The organism is Paraburkholderia caledonica, assembly GCF_000383275.1.
In the GTDB taxonomy this organism is placed as follows: Bacteria; Pseudomonadota; Gammaproteobacteria; order Burkholderiales; family Burkholderiaceae; genus Paraburkholderia; species Paraburkholderia caledonica.
Genome location: NZ_KB911034.1, coordinates 319,598 through 342,679 on the forward strand (window position 1 = coordinate 319,598; position 23,082 = coordinate 342,679).

Below are 23,082 nucleotides of genomic sequence, written 5' to 3' on the forward strand. Positions count from 1 at the left end.
CGCGAACGGCATTGACACCGGGCGGCGCCCGGCCTTGCCTTGCGTGAACGCCTGACGTCTATTCTTGCCATGCGGCAGTGACCGCACGGTCTTGTCCGGCCGTGCGCACTTGTGCGTGCTCGCATGCGTTCGTGCAGTTCGTGCACGTTGAGCACTGTCGCCGGGCGGCAGTGTCGGCAACGCTCGCATACCGACCGCCCATCCACCTCGCATCGAAATATGCCGGGCCGTCTTGCGCCCGGCTGCCGCGCTCAGAAGTGCGAAGACCCCACGCCAAAAATCCCAATGATCCCGATGATGATCAGATAGAGCGCGACGATATAGTTCAACAGCCGCGGCATCACGAGAATCAGTATGCCGGCGATCAACGAAACCAGCGGGCCCAGGCTGAGTGTGACGTTCATGAATACTCCGTAGTGTGGTGATACGCGATTAAAAAAGATCCCGTTCAGGCGGGACAATTGCTACCCATGCAGCGGCCGGCGTTGCAGCATCCGAGTTCTAAAACAGTCCGCTACGCGACTGACTACCTGCCGACAGATTCGCGGCCTGCTTCGCTGCATCATCCGTTGCAACACTTTTATACTTGCTCGACGTAAGCAACGCTCGACCGTCGCGCGGCAGACCAGAGACGCCATTACAACCAGTTCATGCAAATAAACGATTTAGAGGAGGTTATATGCTTCGTCGTCACCGGGCCGCAGTGCGCGCCGCCTCAGGTGTTACTCAGCCTTCTTCGTATGCCGATGCGGGCTCCCCTTCACGGCGCGCGCGCACATGGTCTCCCATGCACTCCGCCGGCTCGATCATAAAAGGTTTCGCGCTCATGGTCTCGATTGTCGCTTCGCCCGCGTTCGCCCAGGACGCCGGCCCCGCTCCCGCCGACGGCGTCTATGACATGCTGGTCGGCACCTATACCGGCGGCAAGAGCGAAGGCTTGTATGTCTATCGCTTCGACACGAAGACCGGCGACGCGACGCGCGTCTCGGTCGCGCAGACGGTCAACCCGTCGTATCTGGTAGTGAGCCGCGACCGCCGGTTCGTCTATGCCGTCAACGAACTGCCTGGCGACAACGGACCGGCCAGTCAGCGCGGCGGCATCAGCGCATTTCGCTTCGACGCCGCGAGCGGCCAGTTGAGCTTCCTCAACAAGGTTTCCGCCGACGGCAACGATCCGTGCTACCTGAGTCTCTCACCGGATGGCAAATATCTGCTGACCGCGAACTATTCGGTTGCGGCCGACCCGGGCGGCAGCTTCGCGGTGTTTCCGGTGCAGGCGGACGGCCAGCTCGGCGCGTCGGTGCTGACCGTGCATCATGAAGGCGGCGGCCCGGTGAAAGGACGCCAGGACAACTCGCACGTGCACTCCACTGTCTTTTCGCCGGACGGACGTTATCTGTTCGCGCAGGATCTCGGCGCCGACAAGCTCTATTCGTACCGCTACACGCCCGACGGCAGCCGCGGCCTGTTCGGTCCGACCGACTGGCGCTATACGCAGGAAAAGCCGGGGACGGGCCCCCGGCATCTGGTGTTCGGCGTCGACGGCAAGCATGCGTACCTGACGAGCGAGCTCGCCGCCACCGTCAGCATCTTCAATTACGACGACGGCAAGCTCACGCAGGTCCAGACAGTCTCGCTAACGGAGCCTGGCTTCAAGGGCGCGGTCGGGGCGGCGGCGATCCATCTGTCGCCGGACGGGCGCTTCCTGTACGCGACCAATCGCGGCGACGCGAACGAGATCGTGATCTTCTCCGTCGATCCGACGAACGGACATCTGAAAAAGATCGGTCATCAATCGAGTCTCGGAAAGTCGCCGCGCGAGTTCGCGATCGACCCCACGGGCAAATGGCTGATCGTCGGCAATCAGAACAGCGACACGGTCTACGTGTTCAGGCGCGACCCGCAGAGCGGCTTGCTCGAAGCGAACCCGAAGCGTATCGAGATCGGCTCGCCGGTTGACTTCAAGCTCGTGTCGCCGTCGTGAGGGAGGGGCCCGCATCTGTACGCAGGTGAGGGCGCCACTGAATCATGCGCGCGAGCACGCACGCTGTACGCTGCATGCAGCATGAAAAACGGGCCGCTTCGAGCGGTCCGTTGTTTTGTAGCAAGCCTGGCTCGCCTCGTAACGCGTATTCGATGCGTCGGCGAAGCTGACCGTCAGTCAGACAGGCTTATTCCGCAGGTCCAGGCGCGAGCACTTCACGGCTGCCGTTGATACCCATGGCCGACACCAGCCCAGCGGTTTCCATCTGTTCGACAAGACGCGCCGCACGGTTATAGCCGATGCGCAATTGCCGCTGCACCGACGAAATCGACGCGCGCCGCGTGCGGACGACAAACGCAACGGCTTCGTCGTACAGCGGATCGGCTTCCGCATCCGGCGAGTCGCCGAACAGGTCCTGTGCCGCGCCGCCGTCGGTCGCGGGGCCGTCGAGAATGCCTTCCTCGTATTGCGGCTCGCCGAACTGCTTCAGATACTCGACGATCGCGTGCACTTCCTCGTCCGCGACGAACGCGCCGTGCACGCGCTGTGGATAGCCCGTGCCTGGCGGCAGGAACAGCATGTCGCCCTGGCCGAGCAGCGACTCCGCGCCCATCTGGTCGAGAATCGTGCGCGAGTCGATCTTCGACGATACCTGGAATGCGACGCGCGTCGGAATGTTCGCCTTGATGAGCCCGGTGATCACGTCCACCGAAGGGCGCTGCGTCGCGAGAATCAAGTGGATGCCGGCCGCGCGCGCTTTTTGCGCAAGCCGCGCGATCAGTTCCTCGATCTTCTTGCCGGCCACCATCATGAGGTCGGCGAGCTCGTCGATCACCACGACGATCAGCGGAAGAGGCGCGAGCGGCTCGGGCGCCTCTGGCGTCAGTGAAAACGGATTGCCCAGCTTCTTGCCCTTCGCTTCTGTGTCGCGAATTTTCTGATTGAAGCCTGCGAGGTTGCGCACGCCGACCGCGGACATCAGGCGGTAGCGCTTTTCCATTTCGCCGACGCACCAGTTCAGCGCGTTGGCCGCGAGCTTCATGTCGGTGACGACCGGTGCGAGCAGATGCGGAATGCCCTCGTAGACCGATAGCTCCAGCATTTTCGGGTCGATCATGATGAGGCGCACTTCCTCGGGCGTCGCCTTGTAGAGGAGCGAGCAGATCATCGCGTTGATTGCGACCGACTTGCCCGAGCCGGTCGTGCCCGCAACCAGCATGTGCGGCGCCTTTGCCAGATCGGCGACGACCGGATGGCCGGTAATGTCCTTGCCCATCGCCAGCGTCAATTGCGAATGCGAGTTCTGATAGACGCTCGCTTCGAGAATCTCGGACAGGCGGATCGTCTGGCGCTTCGCGTTCGGCAATTCGAGGCCCATGCACGTCTTGCCGGGAATCGTTTCGACGACGCGGATCGACGTGAGTCCGAGACCGCGTGACAGGTCCTTCATCAACCCGACGATCTGACTGCCGCGCACCCCGAGCGCCGGTTCGACCTCGAAACGCGTGATGACGGGACCTGCCGATGCGCCGACCACCGTCACCGGCACCTTGAATTCCTGCAGGCGCTGTTCGATCAGAAGACCGGTCTCGATGAGCTTTTCCTCGGAAACGGGCTCGACGTCGGTATCGGCGGGCGCAAGCAGGTCGAGCGTGGGCAATTCGACCATCGACGCGGCCGGCGCGTGGAACTCGAAGCCGTTAGTCGGGCTGTGGCCGCGCAGCGGCGTGCGCTGCACGGGCGGTTCGGCCGCGGGCACCGGTTCGTGCCCGGCGTTCGATGCCGCCGGCGGTGGAGAGGGCGGCGCGGAATGGGTGGCGTCCACGTCCAGAGCGGGAGCGTGGATCGACGGTGCGGTCGGGGGTGCGCTGAGGCTTTCCTCGTTATTCGGTTGCGCATGCGGTTGCGGTACCGCCTGGTCGCGCGTTGCCGTGTGCGCTTGAGTTACCAGGCTGGGGAAACGAACCACGTTAGACGACGCCGGCGTCGCAGCGCCTGGCTCCGGCGCGCCGGTTGTATCTGCCACAGGTGCGGCGTTCGGTTCGACCGATGTGGTCGCTTGATCCGCGAGGGTAGGGGGCGTGTGCAGGTCGGCAGTGGCTGGGGATGCCAAGCCTGCGGTGGTTTCGCTCGTATCTGTGTTTGTGCCTGTGATTGCCGCGTGCTGGACCTGTGGAGCGTGGACCGGAGCGCTGTCTGGCGCAATGTCCGGAGCGACCGACACCGTCCGGATCACGAGCGGCGTAGCGGGGTGTTCGACGCGCTCGTCGCGGTGCTGACTTGCAAGCGTGGTCGGGCTGTCCGGACCGTCATCCGGCTGTTGCGCCGACGAAGGCTGGTCTTCTTCCCAGGGCGGCGTCTGCGACGGCGCGTCGGGCTCCTGCAGTCGGGTTGCAAAGATGCCGAACGGCGTGCGATTGAGCGGTGGTGCGGCAACCGGCAGTGTTGGCACGACCGTCGATGCCATCCCTGCTGCGGGCACGATCGCAGGCGTTGACGGGATCACAAGTTCAGTCGGCAAGCTTATCGGCGATTGAATGACCGGCGGCTCAATCGGCCACTGCACGACCGGCACCGTACTGTTCGCAGCCGGCGCCTCGGGTTCCGTCCGCAGCGTGTGAGCGTGCGCGACAACCGGCGTTTCATGCGGCGTTTCCAGTGCAGTTTTTTGCACCGACATTGGAGGCTGCATGTCAACGGGCCGTTCGAACGGCGTTTCATCGGCGTGGATCGCATCGACTTGCGACGCATCGCTGGCCGCCGGACTTGCGACATCGTCAGACTCTGCCTGATCCGCGAATGAAGGCGGCTCGACGTTGCCGTAGTGCGCAATTTCCCCGCTCGCAGTGGCGCCCGAACCCGACGTCGGCATGTTCGGCTCCGCGATCTTCGCAACGTCCGCGCCGGTGCTTCGCGCGAGGCTGACGCCGGCGATATCCGTCCAGCGGGCGGCGTTCTCGGCAATGCTGCGCAGCGTCTCCTGGACGCTGGCTGGCGGCGTGACCTTCTGTGTTGCAGGCAAGGGTCGCGTGTAGCTCGGCGCGGCCGACAACGGACGACGCGTGCCCGAAACCGAAGCGACATCCTGGGTGCGCGGGGCCGATGGCGGCACTTGCGCCGGCGATGCCGCGCGATTGAACGGCGTCGAAGCAGGGTTGAGCGCGGCGCGGCCATCGCCGGATCCGCTCGGCGACGTCGTACCGGCAGGCCCGCGCGGACCCGCGGCTGTGCTCGCTGCAAAGCGCGCGGCATGCGCATCAGCGCCTTGCATGCCGGCGGCCACTCCCGCCGCACCCGTGCCGGTTCCCAACAATCCGCTGCCTCGCGGGTCACGAGTTGGGCGGCCTGTGCCGAGCGAGCCGTTATCGCCGGCCGCGTTTTGCGCTGCCGTGCTCGCAGTAGACGCACGCGGCTGCGACGTGGTCTCGCGCAGCCAACCCGCCGGCGCGACCGGTTCGGTCGGCGCCCAAGTCGCCTTGCCGGCAGACGACCCATGCATCGGCGTCTGTGACGTTGCGTGCCGCGCCGAATTCGCGCTGCCGGTGACCAGAACCGGCTCTGCTTGCGAGCTTCGGCTGCGCGGCGCAACTCGCCCGGCTCGCCAGCTTTCGCCAGTCGCGCGCGTTGGCGCGTCCCTGCCAGCGGCAGATCCGGCAGCGCCGACGCCTGCAGCCCCGGCGCCACCCGCAGCGCGTGCCTTGACAGGCGGTCGCCAAACGGTGGGCCGCGAATAGCGACCTTTGGTTTTGGGCGCCATCGTGTTCATGGAACTGGAAATGTGCGGCGACGCGGCATCGTCGATGCGATGGCGGCGCGCTTCATCGTCACGCCTTGCGAGACCGCGCGAGGCGAGGCCGAGGCCGAACGCGCCGTCGGCCCACGCGAGAAACTCGCGCCAGTGGAAACCGATCAGCCAGGGCAGGCTGACCAACAGCAGCGCCAGCGCTGCCAGCGGCGTGCCGATATGTCCGAGCAGATGGCCGAAGCCCGCCGCGAGCGCATGGCCGATCGCGTTTGTGCCGGCCGCGCCGATCAGCGACGCCTCCAGCGTGCAACTCGCCACCATCACGCAGACGAAGCCGAGCCAGAGCCGGATCGTGCCGGGGCCGCGCAAACCCGCGCCGCCCGGCAGCATCGACTTGACGAGCCGCCATATGAGAGGAATGAACCAGACGGCCGACCCGCCGAACCAGCCGAAAACTACGGTGTGCATACTCGACATCAACAAATGACGGATTGAGGGAAACGCAATCCGTCGAGTTTAAACCGGCGAAGCCCGAGGGCTCCGAAGGCGGACACAAGTATGCCTGCGTCCTCATGCAAACCGGGCGGCGCGCCGAATAATGCGCACGCCGCCCGCGCTACTGCTACTTGGCGCTGCGCTCGAACACTAGCGTATCGCCGTTATCGAGCACCAGCTGCATTTGCTGCGGCTCGCGCATCTGCACGCCGGTCCGTTCGATGTGCGTCAGCGCGCTCAGGTAGGTGCTCTCGATTTGTCCGCCCGGCGTCGCGCAAGCCATGCGCGTGCCGCCCAGCGTGCCGAAACTGAGCTTGCCGTCTTTTAGCGAGTACGAGCCCATATAGCGATTGCAGCCGGAAAAGCCGCTCGCGTGGCGCTGGCCCTTCGCGGTCGAAAGCGTGAGTGTGATCGGTGCGCCGAGATTCGCGAACGGAATGGTGCGGGCCGTGCCGTCCGGCTGCTTCCATCCGGTGAGAACCCAGCTCGTGTCGTCGAGTAATTGAGTGGCGGCGGGGTTGAACGGGTCGGGCGCGGGGGCTTCCGAATCCGGATGTTTCGGAATCGCGCAAGCGCCGAGCAGCGCCGCGACGCTCAACGCGGCGAGGACCGTGCGCGCAAATGGAGCAATGCCCGCAAGACGTCGCGTGGAGAAGCTTGGATGCATGGCGTCGTTCCTCTTGAAACTGGCAAAGGCGTAAGGGTAACGCACTCGGTGCGTCGAGCGCTCACGCAGATTGCGGCAGCGCCCTTATTGCGCCGCATTTGAGGTCAGCGCGCGGCAGCTCTTCGAGCCGCACCGCGCAGATCGGAGCGGTCGCCGCGAGCAAGGCGCGGCGAGGGGCCCGCATGTTAACATCGTGCTCTACCCAATCCCACCCTCATCCGACTTTTATCTGGAGACCCCATGCAGATCGGCCAACGGATCGGCACGCCGCTTTCTGAATCCGCCACGCGCGTCATGCTGCTCGGCGCCGGCGAACTCGGCAAGGAGGTGATCATCTCGCTGCAGCGGCTGGGCGTCGAGGTCATTGCCGTCGACCGTTATCCGAACGCGCCGGGCCATCAGGTCGCGCACCGCACGCACGTGATCGACATGACCGACGGCGCCGCGCTGCGCGCGCTCGTCGAGCAGGAACGCCCGCATCTGATCGTCCCCGAAATCGAGGCGATCGCAACCGACGCGCTTGCCGCTATCGAAAGCGACGGTCTTGCCGAGGTGATTCCGACCGCGCGCGCCACGCAGCTCACAATGAACCGCGAAGGCATCCGCCGTCTTGCCGCCGAAGAACTCGGCTTGCCCACCTCGCCGTACGCGTTCGCCGACTCGCTCGATGAACTGCGGGCGGGCATCGCCAAGGTCGGTTATCCGTGCGTGGTGAAGCCGGTCATGTCGTCGTCGGGCAAGGGGCAATCGGTGCTGAAAAGCGACGCCGACGTCGAGGCCGCCTGGCAGTATGCAATGGCCGGCGGGCGAGTGAATTATGGCCGCGTGATCGTCGAAGGCTTTATCGACTTCGACTACGAAATCACGCAGTTGACCGTGCGCGCCGTCGATCCGTCGACTGGTGAAGTCGCCACGTACTTCTGCGATCCGATCGGTCATGTGCAGGTGGCGGGCGACTATGTCGAATCGTGGCAGCCGCAACCCATGAACCCGCTCGCACTCGAACGTTCGCGTGAAGTCGCGCACAAGGTGACGGCCGCGCTCGGTGGCCGTGGCCTCTTCGGCGTGGAACTTTTCGTCCGCGGCGATGACGTATGGTTCTCGGAAGTGAGCCCGCGTCCGCACGACACGGGTCTCGTTACGCTTTGCTCGCAACGCTTTTCGGAATTCGAATTGCACGCGCGCGCAATTCTGGGTTTGCCGGTCGATACGTCGTTGCGCGCGCCCGGTGCGTCCGCGGTGATTTACGGCGGGCTCGATGAAGCGGGCATCGCCTTCGAAGGCGTTGCTGCAGCGCTCGCCGTGCCGAATGCGGACCTGCGCCTTTTCGGCAAGCCGGAGAGCTTCGTCAAGCGCCGCATGGGCGTGGCGCTGGCAACAGGCGGCGACATCGACGAAGCACGCTCGCGCGCGAAAGAGGCCGCGGCGGCAGTGCGTCCGGTGTCGGGAAAGTCTGCGCAATGACGCGCTCGCGAGCGTGCCGGCCAGCCCGGCGCGATCGCAGCCTGATTGTTCCGAGCCCACGAATGAATGGTCTCACCGAAGTCGAGGTACGAATGTCGCAGGAATCCGGCAGCACAGTGACGCGCGGCTCAACCCGGCACGGCAACGCCGTTCGTCTCGGCACTCTTGGCGTGTTGTTCGCGCTTTGTGCGGCGTTGACGGGCTGCGGGCTCGCCGCTGCACCGTGCCGCATTGCGTCCGCCGGTCTGAAGATCGTGCCGGTGGTCGGGCACGTGGCCGCCGCGCCGACCGACGCCTGCGCCGACGTCATCGACCCTTGATCAGCAACGAGCGGGGCATTCAATGAAGAAAAGGCTGGTTGCAGTGAGCCTCGCGGCAATGTGTGGCTATGCGTTCGCCGCGCCCTTGCATCTCGACGACGTTCAGGCGAAAAATCGTCAAACGCGTAAATACACCTGCGCGACCGGCAGGATCCTGCACGTCACCTACTGGAATACGGCCAACGGCCAGAGCTTCGCGCTCGTGCCCGTGAAGGGCAAACAACTGCTGTTCGTCAACACGATCGCCGCGTCCGGCGTGAAATATCAGGCCGGCAGCTTTACATGGTGGACCAAGGGTCCGCGCGCCGATCTCTACGACGCCATGGCCGGCGAAGACGCGCCGCCAGTTCTGTCCGACTGCATCACCCTCAATCGCTGAAGGTCGGCCGAAGCCGTGCCGGAATCCCGCCTCGATATCATCGAGCGGCCGGCCGAAGCCGTCGGCCTTTTGTTCTCTCGCGCTGCAGTGTCTCCGTGCGCGCATCATTTCTTCCCGAGTAGTAAGCTGTCCGGCGTGGCATCGCGCGTGTCGTCGTGACTGCTGTCGCCGTTGCTGTCTCTGCGGTCGTCCTGAGTCTCCGATCGTCCGTTTCCGCTCACCCACGGCCAGGCCTTGCGCCCGCGTCCGTACCATCAAGCGAGACCCTCCATGAAAGCATCCGACCTGTTCGTCAAATCGCTGGAAGCCGAAGGTGTCGAGTATGTGTTCGGCATCCCCGGTGAAGAAAATCTCGATCTGCTCGAATCGCTGCGCCGCTCGAAAATCCGCTTGATCCTTACGCGTCATGAACAGGCAGCGGGCTTCATGGCCGCGACCTACGGACGTCTGACGGGCCGCACCGGCGTGTGTCTTGCAACGCTCGGCCCAGGCGCGACCAACTTCGTGACGGCGGCGGCCTACGCGCAGCTGGGCGGCATGCCGATGCTGATGGTCACGGGCCAGAAGCCGATCAAGTCGAGCAAGCAGGGCCATTTTCAGATTGTCGATGTCGTGCGGATGATGGAGCCGCTCACCAAGTACACGCGCCAGATCGTGTCCATCGCCAACATTCCGGCGGCAGTGCGCGAGGCCGTCAGGCAGGCCGAGGAAGAGCGCCCGGGCGCCACGCATCTCGAGTTGCCCGAAGACGTCGCTCATGAAGAGGGCGACGGCAAGCCGATTCCGAAGAGCTACAGCCGGCGTCCGGTCGCCGAGGAAAAAGCGGTCGCGCGAGCCGTTGAAGCCATCATGAAAGCGAAGCATCCGTTGCTGATGATCGGCGCAGGAGGCAACCGCAAGACCACGACGAAGATGCTGCGCGAATTCGTCGACCAGACCGGCATTCCGTTCTTCACCACGCAGATGGGCAAGGGCGTGATCGACGAGTCGCATCCTATGTGGCTCGGCAACGCCACGTTGTCCGACGGCGACTTCGTGCACCGCGCGATCGATCACGCCGACTGCATCATCAATGTCGGGCACGATGTGATCGAGAAGCCGCCGTTCTTCATGCGCAGCGGCGAGGCCGGCGAGAAAACGGTGATTCACGTCAACTTCCTCGGCGCGGAAGTCGATACCGTGTATTTCCCGCAGATCGAAGTGGTCGGCGACATCGCCAATGCGGTGTGGCAGCTAAAGGAGAGCCTGAAGGAGCGCCAGGAACACTGGGACTTCACGCGCTTCAAGGAGATCAAGGAGCACTTCGAGGCGCATCTGGTGAAAGGCCAGCACGACGACCGCTTTCCGATGTACCCGGTGCGGCTCGTCAACGACGTGTACGAGACCACGCCCGTTGACGGTATCGTGTGTCTGGACAACGGCATGTACAAGATCTGGTTCGCGCGCTACTACCGTGCGCACGAACCCAATTCGCTGCTGCTCGACAACGCGCTTGCTTCGATGGGCGCCGGCTTGCCGTCCGCAATCGCCACCAAGATCGTGCACCCGGACCGCAAGGTCATGGCCGTGTGCGGCGACGGTGGCTTCATGATGAACTCGCAGGAACTGGAAACGGCGGTGCGGCTGAAGCTCGATCTCGTGATCCTGATTTTGCGCGACGACGCGTTCGGCATGATCCGCTGGAAGCAGGAGAACATGAACTTCCCCGATTACGGCATGACGCTCGCGAATCCGGACTTCGTCGCGTACGCACAGAGCTATGGCGCGAAAGGGCACCGGGTCGAAGCGGCGGCGGAATTCGCGCCGCTGCTGCGCGAATGTTTTGCCACGCCGGGCGTGCATGTGATCGACGTGCCCATCGACTATTCGGATAACGAGCGCGTGCTGAACCGCGAGATCAAGCGGCTTTCCGCGCAACTGTGAGCGGTGCGGGCTGCTTCGGCGCCGCGCTGTCGCTGTGACCTATCGGAAGGAGAATGCGTCATGCTGAACAAGACTTACCCGTACTACCTCGCGAACCAGGCCGTTGCGGCGAACACGGATCTCGAAGTCACCGACAAATTCAGCGGCGAAGTCGCAACGCGTGTCGCAATGGCCGACGCGGCCGCGATTGACAAGGCAATCGGCTTCGCCGTCGAAGCGATGCCCGCAATGCGTGCGTTTGCTCCGTTCAAGCGCCAGGCGGTGCTCGAGCATTGCGTGAAGCGCTTTCGAGAGCGTTACGACGAGCTGGCGCTCGCGCTGTGCATCGAGGCAGGCAAGCCGATCAACGACTCGAAGGGCGAAGTCACGCGCCTGATCGACACGTTCAAGGTAGCCGCCGAGGAAGCCGTGCGGATCGACGGCGAGATCGTCAATCTGCAAATCTCGCCGCGCGCCAACGGTTACCACGGCTATGTGAAGCGTGTGCCGATCGGTCCGTGTTCGTTTATCTCGCCGTTCAATTTTCCGCTGAACCTGACCGCGCATAAGGTCGCGCCCGCAATTGCCGCAGGCGTGCCGTTCGTGCTGAAGCCGGCGAGCCGCACGCCGGTCGGCGCGCTGATCATGGGCGAGATTCTCGCCGAAACCGACTTGCCGAAGGGCGCCTTTTCGATTCTTCCCGCGCACCGGGACGGCGCAGATCTCTTCACGACCGACGAACGCTTCAAGCTGCTGTCGTTCACGGGCTCGCCGGCGGTGGGCTGGGAACTGAAGAAAAAGGCAGGCAAGAAGAAGGTGATTCTGGAGCTGGGCGGCAACGCGGCAGCGATTGTCGACGGCGATCAGGGCGGCAAGCTCGACTATGTCGTCGACCGGCTCGCGTTCGGCGCGTTCTATCAGTCGGGGCAAAGCTGTATCGGCGTGCAGCGGATTCTCGTGCACGCAAGCATCTACGATGCGCTGCGCGAGAAGTTGATCGCCAAAACCAGGTCGCTCGTGATGGGCGACCCGAAGGACGAAAAGACTTTCGTCGGGCCGATGATTTCCGAATCGGAGTCGAAGCGGCTCGCCGGCTGGATGGAAAGCGCGGTGCAGGCGGGCGCGACGATCGTCGCGGGCGGCAAGGTGGACGGCGCAATGTTCGAGGCCACGCTGCTCGAAGGCGTTAAGCGCGACACCGACCTGTATCGCAAGGAAGCGTTCGGGCCCGTCGCCATTCTGGAGCGTTTCGACGATTTCGGCGCCGCGCTCGCGACCGTCAACGACAGCGACTTCGGCCTCCAGGCGGGCGTGTTTACCGATTCTCTGGCGCACGCGCATCGCGCGTGGGACGAACTCGAAGTGGGCGGCGTGGTGATCAACGACGTGCCGTCGTTTCGCGTCGATAACATGCCGTACGGCGGCGTGAAGGACTCGGGGCTCGGGCGCGAGGGCGTGCGCTATGCGATCGAAGACATGACCGAACTGCGTCTGATGGTGATGCGCGAGACCTGGTGAGGTGCGGGAGTCGGTGCGGGCGCAAAACTGCTTTTCCCTCTGTCATGCGACTGTCGTTTGAACGCACTACGCTCGCCGAGCGAGGCGCACAGCGGCGCGCGCCGGCACGCGCCGCCGGGCTTTTGCCGCATAAGCAGAAAGCCGGCGCCTGCGCCATGAGTGTTTTTGCTGAAGTGCTACAATACCGGCCTTTCCGGCGGGTGTTTCCGCCGGCCGGAGCCGGCCGCATCCTTTCCCGCAACGACGGGTCCTGTGCGGAACGCCGTGGCTCCGCCTTCATCCTGATGCCTTCTGCGGTTCCGACCGCTGCCGCGCGCACGCGCCAAGCGCATTTTTAGCGAAAGCCACCATGTCCGACACAGCCGTCACCCCCAGCACTGCGACCTTCGATCAATTCGGTCTCGCACCCGACATCCTGAAAGCGGTCAAAGAATCGGGCTACACCACGCCCACGCCGATTCAGGAGCAGGCGATTCCTGTCGTGCTGGCAGGCCGCGACGTCATGGGCGCCGCGCAAACCGGCACCGGCAAGACCGCAAGCTTCTCGCTGCCGATCATCCAGCGCCTGTTGCCGCAGGCCAGCACGAGCGCTTCGCCCGCCCGCCATCCGGTGCGCGCGCTGATTCTCACGCCGACCCGCGAGCTGGCCGATCAGGTTGCGGCGAACGTTCAGTCGTATGCGAAGCACACGGCGCTGCGCAGCGCCGTCGTTTTCGGCGGCGTGGACATGAACCCGCAGTCGGAGCAGTTGCGCCGCGGCGTCGAAATTCTGATCGCCACGCCGGGCCGCCTGCTCGACCACGTGCAACAGAAAACCGCCAACCTCGGGCAGGTTCAAATCCTCGTGCTCGACGAAGCCGACCGGATGCTCGACATGGGCTTCCTGCCGGACTTGCAGCGCATTCTGAATCTGCTGCCGAAAGAGCGTCAGACGCTGCTGTTCTCGGCCACGTTCTCGGGCGACATCAAGAAGCTGGCTGCCACATATCTGCGCAATCCGCAGACTATCGAGGTGGCGCGCAGCAACTCGACCGCGACCAATGTCACGCAGATCGTCTACGAAGTGGCCGAAGGCGACAAAACTGGCGCGGTGGTTCAGTTGATCCGCGAGCGCGGCCTGAAGCAGGTAATCGTGTTCTGCAACAGCAAGATCGGCGCGAGCCGACTTGCGCGCAGTCTGGAACGTGACGGCGTGGTCGCGACCGCGATTCACGGCGATCGCTCGCAAAACGAGCGGATGCAGGCGCTCGATGCATTCAAGCGAGGCGAGATCGAAGCGCTGGTTGCCACCGACGTCGCCGCCCGCGGTCTGGACATCGCCGAACTGCCGGCTGTGATCAACTTCGATTTGCCGTTCAACGCCGAAGATTATGTGCACCGCATTGGCCGTACGGGCCGCGCGGGCGCTTCCGGCGACGCTTTGTCGCTGTGCAGCCCGAACGAGCGCAAGCAGCTGGCGGATATCGAGAAACTGATCAAGCGTCCGCTGGAAGTTCTGCGTCTGACCGTCGGGGCGCCCGTGCGTCATCATCACGAAGAGCGCGCACCGCGGCGTGAGCGCAGCGAGGGCCGTGACGAGCGGGGCGGTCGCCGCCGCTCGGGCGCGCCGTCGGGTTCGTTCGACCGGCCGCATCATCATCGCGCGCAGCCTGTGGACGACTTCTTCCTGAAGCCTTATGAACCGTCGCCTGCTTCGGTTCGCAAGGGCGAAGAGGCCGAGGCCGCCGGGTCGGCGCCGCAGAAGTCGTCTTCGAAGCAGCCGCTTGCGGCATTGCTGGGCGGCTTTGGCATGCCGCGCAAGTCGTCGTAAAAGAGGGCCGCCGACAGTTTCAGGGTTGGCGCCGTTGCGGCGCCGGGCGTTTGATTTAGACCCGTGGAAGTAGCTTTTCAGCGCTCATGCGAATGGCGGCCTCAGGCCTTGCATGCAGCGCAGCGCCAGGTCATATCGCCGAGCGCATGCGCTTTGCCCACGCCGCGGTCGCCGTGGTGAAGAAATCGTCCAGCGTCGTGCAGGCTTTGACGCTTGCGTCACTGTCCAGATTCAATCCCAGATGCCGCGCGGCCGCGTTCAGCGCTTCGAGCGGCTGATCGCAGTCGAGCGCGCTCGCTCCATTCTGTTTGCTGAGCTTTTCACCATACTGGTTCGTCACCACAGGCACGTGCAAGTACCGTGGCGTTGGCACGCCGAGGCATCGCTGCAAGTAAATCTGCCTTGCCGTTGAATCCATCAGATCTGCGCCCCGCACAATGTGCGTGATGCCCGCGTCGGCGTCGTCGACTACTACCGCCAGTTGATACGCCCACTGGTCGTCCGCCCGTCTCAGCACGAAATCGCCGACGTCGGTGGCGAGATTCTGCGTCTGCTTGCCCTGCCAGCGATCTTCGAAGGCGATCACGGCCGCGTCGTCGTCCGGCACGCGCAGGCGCCACGCGCGCGCCGGCTTGCCGTGCAGTCCGTTGCGACACGTGCCCGGATAGGCGAGCGTGGTGTTACGCGTATGTGCGTGCAGCAGCGAGTCGGCGATTTCCTTGCGCGTGCAGCCGCACGGATAGACGAGGCCCGCCGCCTTCAACTGTTCGAAGGCCTGCTGATAACGCGCGATGCGCGTGCTTTGCCAGACGGGTGGCTCGTCGGCGTACATGCCGAAGCGTTCGAGCGTGGCGAGGATGTCTTGCGCCGCGCCCGGCACGGTGCGCGGTCCGTCGATATCTTCAATGCGAACCAGCCACGCGCCGTGATGCGCCCGGGCGTCGAGCCAGCTTGCGAGCGCACTCACCAGCGAGCCGAAATGCAGCGGGCCGGTGGGCGAGGGCGCGAAGCGTCCGCGATAGTTCATGAGTCGGCAAGCACCGCCGTTCAGGCAGCGCGAGCCGCCTTGCTGTCCGGATGACATGCCGGACATGTCTTGCCAGGCACGTACATTGGCGACTTCTGCGCTTCGGGCGTGACCACCGCGCGGCAGCCGAAGCATTGCGCGGTCGCGGTGGGCTCGAGTTGCGGATTGAGCGCAGTGCGGTAGTCGAACACGAAGCAGTCGCCGTGATAATGCGCGCCGCCCACTTCCTCGAAATACTTGAGGATGCCGCCTTCGAGCTGATACACGTGCTCGATACCCACTTCCTTCATGTGAATCGCGGCCTTCTCGCAGCGAATCCCGCCCGTGCAGAACGACACGACGGTCTTGCCCTCCAGGTCGGCACGGTTCTGCTCGATGACTTCCGGAAACTCGCTGAATTTCGTGATGCGGTAATCGAGGGCGTTGTCGAACGTGCCGACATCTACTTCGAACGCGTTGCGCGTGTCGAGCATGACGACCGGGCGGCCCTCGTCGTCGTGGCCGCGGTCGAGCCAGGCTTTCAGCGTAGGCGCGTCGACGAACGGCGCGCGGCCCAGCTCCGGCCGGATGGCCGGCTTTTTCATTGTGATGATTTCGCGCTTGAGCTTCACCAGCATGCGCGTGAACGGCTGCTTCTCCGACAGGCTTTCCTTGAATTGCAGGCTCGCAAACTTGCCCTCGAAGAGCGGATCGTGACGGATGTAGTGGACGAACGCGTCGGTGTTCTCGCGCGTGCCCGCGACGAACAGGTTGATGCCTTCCGGCGCCAGCAGAATGGTGCCGCGCAGGCCGAGCGCGTTGCAGCGCTCCGTGACGTGCGGGCGCCATGCGGCGGTGTCTTCGATGGTCGCGAAATGGTACGCGGCGAGATTGACGATACTCATGAATGTCCAGCGGTAATAAGTGGCGGCGTTGTGCGTGACGGGCGCGGTGGGCTGCTGCCGGATGGTCGCGTGCGGGGAAAGCCCGCAGCGTGAAGCCCGGTGCCCGAAGCCGCGGCCACGTCGAACGCGGCAAAACCCGTATTATCCCTCAAGCCAGCGCTTTCCCCGACTCGGCCGAACGGCCAGTCAGTTGCGTTAGCGCAAATGGCCTGCGAACTTGCGCGCATCAGGTCCGTACAAGGCTGGGGGAGACCTCGCAAAAGTTCCGAAAGCGCCAATCCGCGGCGCTGTGAAGTCAGCGTCCTACGCCGGATGGCTAACGCGGGGTTTTGCGCTGAAATCTCCGGGAGGGTGGAGTTACAATGTCGCCCATGTCAGATCCCCGCTTCGTTCATCTCCGCGTCCACTCCGAATTCTCGATTGCCGACGGCATCGTGCGTCTTGACGACGTCGTCAAGGCGGCTGCCCAAGACGGCCAGGGCGCGCTCGCCCTCACCGATCTCGGCAACGCGTTCGGCCTCGTCCGTTTCTATAAGGAAGCGCGCGGCAAAGGGGTCAAACCCATTGCCGGCTGCGACGTCTGGATCACCAATCCGGACGACCGCGACAAGCCTTCGCGCCTGCTGCTGCTGGTGAAAGACCGTCGCGGCTACCTGAACCTGTGCGAGTTGCTGAGCAAGGCTTCCCTCACGAACCAGTATCGCGGTCGCGCGGAAGTCGAGGCTGGCTGGCTGGAATCCGGTTTGGGCGAGGGCTTGCTCGCATTGTCGGGGGCGCAGCAGGGCGACGTCGGGCTCGCGCTTGCCGCAGGCAATCAGGAAGCGGCAAAGCGCAACGCGCTGCATTGGGCAAAAGTCTTTCCGGGCGGCTTCTACATCGAGTTGCAGCGTTGCGGTCAGCCCGGCGGCGAGCAGTATGTCCAGCAGGCGGTCGCGCTCGCAGCTTCGTTGAAGCTGCCGGTAGTCGCCACGCATCCCATGCAGTTCATGACGCCCGACGACTTCACCGCGCACGAAGCGCGCGTGTGCATTTCGGAAGGCGACATTCTCGCCAATCCGCGGCGCCAGAAGCGCTTCACGCCCGAGCAGTATTTCCGCACGCAAGAGGAAATGGGCGCGCTCTTTGCGGATATTCCGTCGGCGCTTGCCAATACGGTGGAAATCGCCAAGCGCTGCAATCTCACGCTCGAACTGGGCAAGCCGAAACTGCCGCTCTTTCCGACGCCCGACGGCATGTCGCTCGACGACTACCTCGTGCATCTGTCGAAAGAAGGGTTGGAAAAGCGTCTCGAGCAGTTGTACCCGGACGAAGCGGAGCGCGCCGCGCAGCGCGACACGTATTATCAGCGGCTCGAGTTCGAGTGCGGCACGATCATCAAGATGGGCTTTCCGGGCTACTTCCTGATCGTCGCGGACTTCATCAACTGGGCGAAGAACAATGGCGTGCCCGTGGGCCCCGGCCGCGGTTCGGGCGCGGGCTCGCTCGTCGCCTATGCGCTCGGCGTGACCGACCTCGATCCGCTGCGCTATAACCTGCTGTTCGAGCGTTTCCTGAATCCGGAACGCGTGTCGATGCCCGACTTCGACATCGACTTTTGCCAGCACGGCCGCGACCGCGTGATCCAGTACGTGAAGGAGAAATACGGCGCAGACGCCGTGTCGCAGATCGCGACGTTCGGCACGATGGCCGCGAAGGCGGCGGTGCGCGACATCGGCCGCGTGCTCGATCTCGGCTACATGTTCACAGACGGCATCGCGAAGCTTATTCCGTTCAAGCCGGGCAAGCACGTCACGATCGCCGACGCGATGAAGGAAGAGCCGCTCTTGCAGGAGCGCTTCGACAACGAAGACGAAGTGCATCAGCTGCTCGAACTCGCGCAACGCGTGGAAGGCCTCACGCGCAACGTCGGCATGCACGCGGGCGGCGTGCTGATCGCGCCCGGCAAGCTGACCGATTTCTGCCCGCTCTACACGCAGGGCGACGAAAGCGGCGTCGTGAGCCAGTACGACAAGGACGACGTCGAAGCGGTCGGCCTCGTGAAGTTCGACTTTCTGGGTCTCACCACGCTGACCATTCTCGATTGGGCCGAGCGTTATATCCGCCGCCTCGATCCGTCGAAGAAAGACTGGTCGCTCGGGCAAGTGCCGCTCGACGACCCGGCCTCGTTCTCGATCCTGAAGAAAGCGAATACGGTCGCCGTGTTCCAGTTGGAAAGCCGCGGCATGCAGGGCATGCTGAAAGACGCGCAGCCGGACCGCTTCGAGGACATCATCGCGCTTGTCGCGTTGTACCGTCCGGGCCCGATGGACCTGATCCCGAGCTTCTGCGCACGTAAGCATGGCCGCGAAGTGGTTGAGTATCCTGACCCGCGCGTCGAACCTGTTCTGAAAGAGACCTACGGCATCATGGTCTACCAGGAGCAGGTGATGCAGATGGCGCAGATCATCGGCGGCTACTCGCTGGGCGGCGCCGACTTGCTGCGTCGCGCGATGGGTAAGAAGAAGGCCGAGGAAATGGCCCAGCATCGCGAGCTGTTCCGCCAGGGCGCCGCGAAGAACGGGCTGACCGGCGAGAAGGCCGACGAAATCTTCGACTTGATGGAGAAGTTCGCGGGTTACGGCTTCAACAAGTCGCACGCGGCCGCGTATGCGCTCCTCGCGTATTACACCGCGTGGCTGAAGGCGCATCATCCGGCGGAATTCATGGCGGCGAATATGTCGCTCGCCATGGACGACACGGACAAGGTCAAGATCCTGTTCGAAGACTGTCTCGCCAACAAGATGGTGGTGCTGCCGCCGGACATCAATCTGTCGGCGTATCGTTTCGAGCCGGTCGCGGAAGCCGACGGCAAGCGCTCTAAAACCATCCGCTATGGTCTCGGCGCGATCAAGGGCAGCGGCCAGAATGCGATCGAGGAAATCCTGCGCGCGCGCGAAGACGGTCCGTTTATCGACATCTTCGATTTCTGCAACCGGATCGATCGCCGCGTCGTGAATCGCCGCACGGTTGAAGCGCTGATTCGCGCAGGCGCGTTCGACACCTTGCATCAGAATCGCGCGCAGCTGATCGCGTCGGTTTCGCTCGCCATGGAAGCTGCCGAGCAGGCGAGCGCGAATGCGCTGCAAGCGGGACTCTTCGACATGGGCGACGCGCCGTCGCAAGGCCACGAACTGGTGGACGAACCGGAGTGGCCCGAAAAGAAGAAGTTGCAGGAAGAGAAGGCCGCGCTCGGCTTCTACCTGTCGGGCCATCTGTTCGATGCGTACAAGACAGAAGTGCGTCGCTTCGTGCGCCAGAAAATCGGCGAGCTGAAGGAGGGGCGCGACAAGCTGGTTGCCGGCATCATCGCGTCGCTGCGCACGCAGATGACCCAGCGCGGCAAGATGCTGATTGCACTACTCGACGACGGCACCGGTCAATGCGAAGTGACGGTCTTCAACGAGACCTTCGAAGCGAACAAGCAACTGTTCAAGGAAGACGAGTTGCTGGTCGTGCAGGGCCAGGCACGCAACGACGCGTTCACGGGCGGTATCCGCTTCACGGTCGACACGGTCATGGATCTGGGCCGCGCGCGTTGCCGCTATGCCGAGGCCGTGAAAGTGCAGATGAACGGCAACGCTGACGCGTTGGCGTTGCGGCGCGTGCTCGAAGCACATAGCGCGGGTAAAGATGAGCCGCAGGCAGTGCCGGCGCCGGCGGCTTCATCGCGCGGCGGCAATGGCGGCGGCCGAAACGGCGGCGGCGGATTTGGTGGCGGCTATGGCGGCGACAATGGCCGCCAACGTCAGCCGGTCCAGATCCCGAACGGCCTCGCCGTTCAGGTGGTGTACCGCAGCGAGAACGCGGAGGGCGAAATGCGTCTTGGCGACGCCTGGCGCGTGAAGCCCACCGACGAACTGCTTGCCGACCTGCGCGGCCAGTTCGCCGGCAGCGCGATCGAAATCGTGTATTGATGCGAGCGCCGCTGGCGCCGATGCAGGTGCCGCCGCGTACGCCCTGCGGGCGCTACTGCGAGCGCCGCTCTTCGCCGAGCCTCGCGAGTTTGAGGAAGCGGTAGTACACCGTCTCGGCGTTGAACACGGCGATCATGAAGCCGGCGCGGCCGTCCAGAAAACCGCGCCGCAACAGGTAGGTTCGCACGAACGCCCAGGCGCCGCGGCCAAGCGCCTTGCCGAAGCTGCCGCGTTGACCCGCGGCGTGACGCTGCAGCGCGCCGGCGGTCGAATAGGCGTCGAGCTTGCGTAATACGCCCTCGAAGTTTTCGTACGAGTAGTGCATCAGCTTGCCGGCGAGGCGTTGCGCCGGTGTATCGAACACCAGTCGTTCGTGAACCAGATCGTCGGAAAAACGCGCGGTGCCGCGTTTGAAGAGACGTGGAATCCAATCCGGATACCAGCCGCTGTGGTGAATCCAGTGCCCGCAAAAACTCGACAGTCGGTCCACTGCATAAACGTCGGCGGTGGGTGCTGCGAGCGCTGCACGGATAGCGGCCGCGAGTTCCGGCGAAACGATTTCGTCGGCGTCGAGCGACAAAATCCATGTGGTGGTGAGAGCGTCCACCGCGCGGTTCTTTTGCGGGCCGAACCCTGGCCAGTCCGTTTGTTCGATCACCTGCGCGCCGTGTGCCCGCGCGATTTCAGCTGTGCCGTCGGTGCTGCCGCCGTCGATCACGACGATCTGATCGGCAAAGGCCACGGACTGCAGACATTCGGCCAGCCGCGCCGCCGCGTTTCTGGTGATGATGGCGACGCCGAGGGTGATTTCTTGCATACCTGAATTGCCTGATCGCGGAATGGACTGGAGGCGGAATGACCGGACGGATCGCGCAAAAGCGCGCGATGGAGCGCAACGGGTCGCGGAAGTATACACAGCCTGTCCGATCCTTCGCTAACCGGGATCGTCGCGCCAAAACGTCAGCCGACCTTCAACTCCAACCGTTTACAATGCTTCTTTTCGATCTTCGCGCGGCGGGCTGCCCGTTGCCGGCGCGAATCTCGTACCGCATTCCCAGAGGATTCCTTGAGCGCGAAGCCAACGTTAAGCAAACCCATCGGTGAAGGTGAGGCGTCGTCCCCTGCCGTCGTTTTCCGCCGCCTGTGGCCGTTCATCAAGCCGCTCTTGTGGGTGATCGTCGGGGCGATCGTCGCAATGGCGGTCAGCGCCGGCACCGACGCGGCCATCCCCGCGTTGCTCAAGCCGCTGCTCGACAAAGGATTTGGCGCGCATGCGAGCGACAACGCAAAATGGTTCGTGCCGGCCGCTGTGATCGGTCTCGCGCTGATCCGCGGTGTATCGCAATATGCGTCTGGCTACCTGCTCGCATACGTATCTAACAAGATCCTGCTCGAACTGCGCCTGAGAATGTTCGACCGCATGATTCACACGAGCGTCGCGTTTTTTCAGCGTGAAACCGCGAGCACGGTGATCAACGCAATCGTCTTCGAGGTCAACCAGATTCTCAACGTGCTGTTGGGCGTGATGGTGACGCTGGTGCGCGACTCGCTCACCGTGATCTTCCTGCTCGGCTATCTGTTTTATCTGAACTGGCGTCTGACGCTGATCGTGGCGGTACTGCTGCCGGGCATCGGCTGGCTGGTCGGCAAGATCAACCGCCGGCTGCGGCGTCTGAACCGCGAGCATCAGCTGCTCACGAACGAGCTGTCTTATATCGTCGAGGAAACCGTGGGCGGCTACAAGGTCGTCAAGGTTCATAACGGCGAAAAGTACGAAATGGACCGCTTTACGTCCATGAGCAAGCGCCTGCGTGGCTATGCAATGCGCATGACCGTGTCGGGCGGCCTTGCTCAACCGCTGACGCAGTTCCTCGCGTCGATCGCGCTCGCCGTCGTGATTACGATCGCGGTGGTGCAGTCGTCGTCGGATCAGACCACGGTCGGCGGCTTTGTCGCATTCGTCACGTCAATGCTGCTGATCATCTCGCCGCTCAAGCATCTTATGGACGTGAACCAGCCGCTGCAGCGCGGCATGACGGCGGCCGAACTGATCTTCGGTCTGATCGACGAGCCTGCGGAGCCCGCGGGCGGCGGCAAGCCGCTCGAACGCGCGCGCGGCGAAGTTGAGTTCCGCAACGTCTCGTTCATGTACAGCACCAACGCCACGCATAACCGTCACACGCTCGACCATGTGTCGTTCAAGGTTGCGCCCGGCGAGATGGTGGCGCTCGCGGGCCCGTCGGGCAGCGGCAAGACTACCTTGGTGAATTTGCTGCCGCGCTTTTTCGATCCGACCGGCGGCGAGATTCTGGTCGACGGAGTTCCGATTGGCGACTACGACTTGCACGCGCTGCGCAGCCAGATCGCAATGGTTAGCCAGGACGTCGTGCTCTTCAACGACACCGTGGCCAACAACGTCGCCTACGGCCAGACCGCAGATCGGGACAAGGTCAACGCGGCGCTCCGGGCGGCCAATTTGTGGGACACGGTCGAGGCTATGCCCAACGGCATAGACACGCTCGTGGGCGACAACGGCATGATGCTCTCCGGCGGCCAGCGGCAACGTCTCGCAATCGCGCGTGCCATCTACAAGGACGCGCCCATCCTGATTCTCGACGAAGCAACTTCAGCGCTGGATTCCGAGTCTGAGCGCCACGTGCAGGCCGCGCTCGAAACGCTCATGAAGGGCCGCACGACGCTCGTCATTGCGCACCGTCTGTCGACCATCGAGCGCGCTAACCGGATTCTCGTGATGGAGGCGGGGCGAATCGCCGAAAGCGGCAGCCACCGCGAGTTGCTCGCGCAAAACGGACTGTATGCACATCTGCATCGCATCCAGTTTCAGCAGAGCGCGGCGTAACGCGCGCGACGTCAGCCTTCGGCGGTCTTGTCTCCCACGATTGCCGGGCCGCGCCCCTTCTCCGATAACGTTTG

General features: G+C 63.9%; 15 protein-coding genes. 9 read left to right on the forward strand and 6 right to left on the reverse strand.

Annotation, left to right across the window (positions count from 1 at the left end; translation table 11 throughout):
• Positions 1-251 precede the first annotated feature (251 nt).
• A complete protein-coding gene (locus H281_RS35805) occupies positions 252-404 on the reverse strand; it encodes a DUF3096 domain-containing protein (protein ID WP_007175701.1) in 153 nt (50 codons plus the stop codon).
• A 275-nt stretch (positions 405-679) separates the two neighbouring features.
• Between H281_RS35805 and H281_RS0101540 the strand changes: the two genes are divergently transcribed.
• Complete coding sequence (locus H281_RS0101540) at positions 680-1,984, forward strand: lactonase family protein (RefSeq protein WP_027804203.1); 1,305 nt, start codon at positions 680-682, stop codon at positions 1,982-1,984.
• 187 nt (positions 1,985-2,171) lie between these two features.
• Here the strand turns inward: H281_RS0101540 and H281_RS0101545 are convergent, their stop codons facing one another.
• Both H281_RS0101545 and H281_RS0101550 read right to left on the reverse strand, forming a co-directional pair.
• On the reverse strand, positions 2,172-6,197 hold the full coding sequence (locus H281_RS0101545) for an FtsK/SpoIIIE family DNA translocase (RefSeq protein ID WP_020065329.1): 4,026 nt from the start codon (positions 6,195-6,197) through the stop codon (positions 2,172-2,174).
• A 154-nt stretch (positions 6,198-6,351) separates the two neighbouring features.
• The gene (locus H281_RS0101550; protein WP_020065330.1) at positions 6,352-6,891 is read right to left on the reverse strand and encodes an META domain-containing protein; all 540 of its coding nucleotides are present in this window, start codon (positions 6,889-6,891) and stop codon (positions 6,352-6,354) included.
• Positions 6,892-7,131: 240 nt separating this feature from the next.
• Between H281_RS0101550 and purT the strand changes: the two genes are divergently transcribed.
• The 6 genes from purT (at position 7,132) to H281_RS0101585 (ending at position 14,284) form a co-directional block, all read left to right on the forward strand.
• On the forward strand, positions 7,132-8,355 hold the full coding sequence (purT, locus tag H281_RS0101555; protein WP_020065331.1) for a formate-dependent phosphoribosylglycinamide formyltransferase: 1,224 nt from the start codon (positions 7,132-7,134) through the stop codon (positions 8,353-8,355).
• A gap of 92 nt (positions 8,356-8,447) precedes the next feature.
• Positions 8,448-8,675 carry a DUF6726 family protein gene (locus H281_RS0101560; RefSeq protein ID WP_027804204.1) on the forward strand — a complete coding sequence of 76 codons (228 nt, stop codon included), beginning with the start codon at positions 8,448-8,450 and terminating at the stop codon, positions 8,673-8,675.
• A 22-nt stretch (positions 8,676-8,697) separates the two neighbouring features.
• A complete protein-coding gene (locus H281_RS0101565; RefSeq protein ID WP_020065333.1) occupies positions 8,698-9,054 on the forward strand; it encodes an MliC family protein in 357 nt (118 codons plus the stop codon).
• Between the two features lie 270 nt (positions 9,055-9,324).
• On the forward strand, positions 9,325-10,977 hold the full coding sequence (locus tag H281_RS0101570) for an acetolactate synthase large subunit (protein WP_020065334.1): 1,653 nt from the start codon (positions 9,325-9,327) through the stop codon (positions 10,975-10,977).
• 60 nt (positions 10,978-11,037) lie between these two features.
• Positions 11,038-12,474: an aldehyde dehydrogenase family protein gene (locus tag H281_RS0101575; RefSeq protein ID WP_020065335.1), complete on the forward strand. Its 1,437-nt coding sequence runs from the start codon at positions 11,038-11,040 to the stop codon at positions 12,472-12,474.
• 349 nt (positions 12,475-12,823) lie between these two features.
• The gene (locus H281_RS0101585) at positions 12,824-14,284 is read left to right on the forward strand and encodes a DEAD/DEAH box helicase (RefSeq protein WP_020065337.1); all 1,461 of its coding nucleotides are present in this window, start codon (positions 12,824-12,826) and stop codon (positions 14,282-14,284) included.
• 130 nt (positions 14,285-14,414) lie between these two features.
• Here the strand turns inward: H281_RS0101585 and gluQRS are convergent, their stop codons facing one another.
• Together gluQRS and H281_RS0101595 are read right to left on the reverse strand one after the other, a co-directional pair.
• Positions 14,415-15,311: a tRNA glutamyl-Q(34) synthetase GluQRS gene (gluQRS, locus tag H281_RS0101590; RefSeq protein ID WP_027804205.1), complete on the reverse strand. Its 897-nt coding sequence runs from the start codon at positions 15,309-15,311 to the stop codon at positions 14,415-14,417.
• Between the two features lie 20 nt (positions 15,312-15,331).
• A complete protein-coding gene (locus H281_RS0101595; protein WP_020065339.1) occupies positions 15,332-16,195 on the reverse strand; it encodes a sulfurtransferase in 864 nt (287 codons plus the stop codon).
• Between the two features lie 362 nt (positions 16,196-16,557).
• On the opposite strand from H281_RS0101595, the gene dnaE reads away from it, so the two are divergent.
• Positions 16,558-20,148, forward strand: coding sequence for a DNA polymerase III subunit alpha (gene dnaE, locus H281_RS0101600; RefSeq protein WP_020065340.1), 3,591 nt, complete (start codon positions 16,558-16,560; stop codon positions 20,146-20,148).
• Positions 20,149-20,200: 52 nt separating this feature from the next.
• Here dnaE and H281_RS0101605 read toward each other — a convergent pair whose 3' ends face one another.
• Positions 20,201-20,965 carry a glycosyltransferase family 2 protein gene (locus H281_RS0101605; protein WP_020065341.1) on the reverse strand — a complete coding sequence of 255 codons (765 nt, stop codon included), beginning with the start codon at positions 20,963-20,965 and terminating at the stop codon, positions 20,201-20,203.
• 249 nt (positions 20,966-21,214) lie between these two features.
• Here H281_RS0101605 and msbA point away from each other — a divergent pair, with 249 nt between their 5' ends.
• The gene (msbA, locus tag H281_RS0101610) at positions 21,215-23,008 is read left to right on the forward strand and encodes a lipid A export permease/ATP-binding protein MsbA (protein ID WP_020065342.1); all 1,794 of its coding nucleotides are present in this window, start codon (positions 21,215-21,217) and stop codon (positions 23,006-23,008) included.
• Positions 23,009-23,082 lie beyond the last annotated feature (74 nt).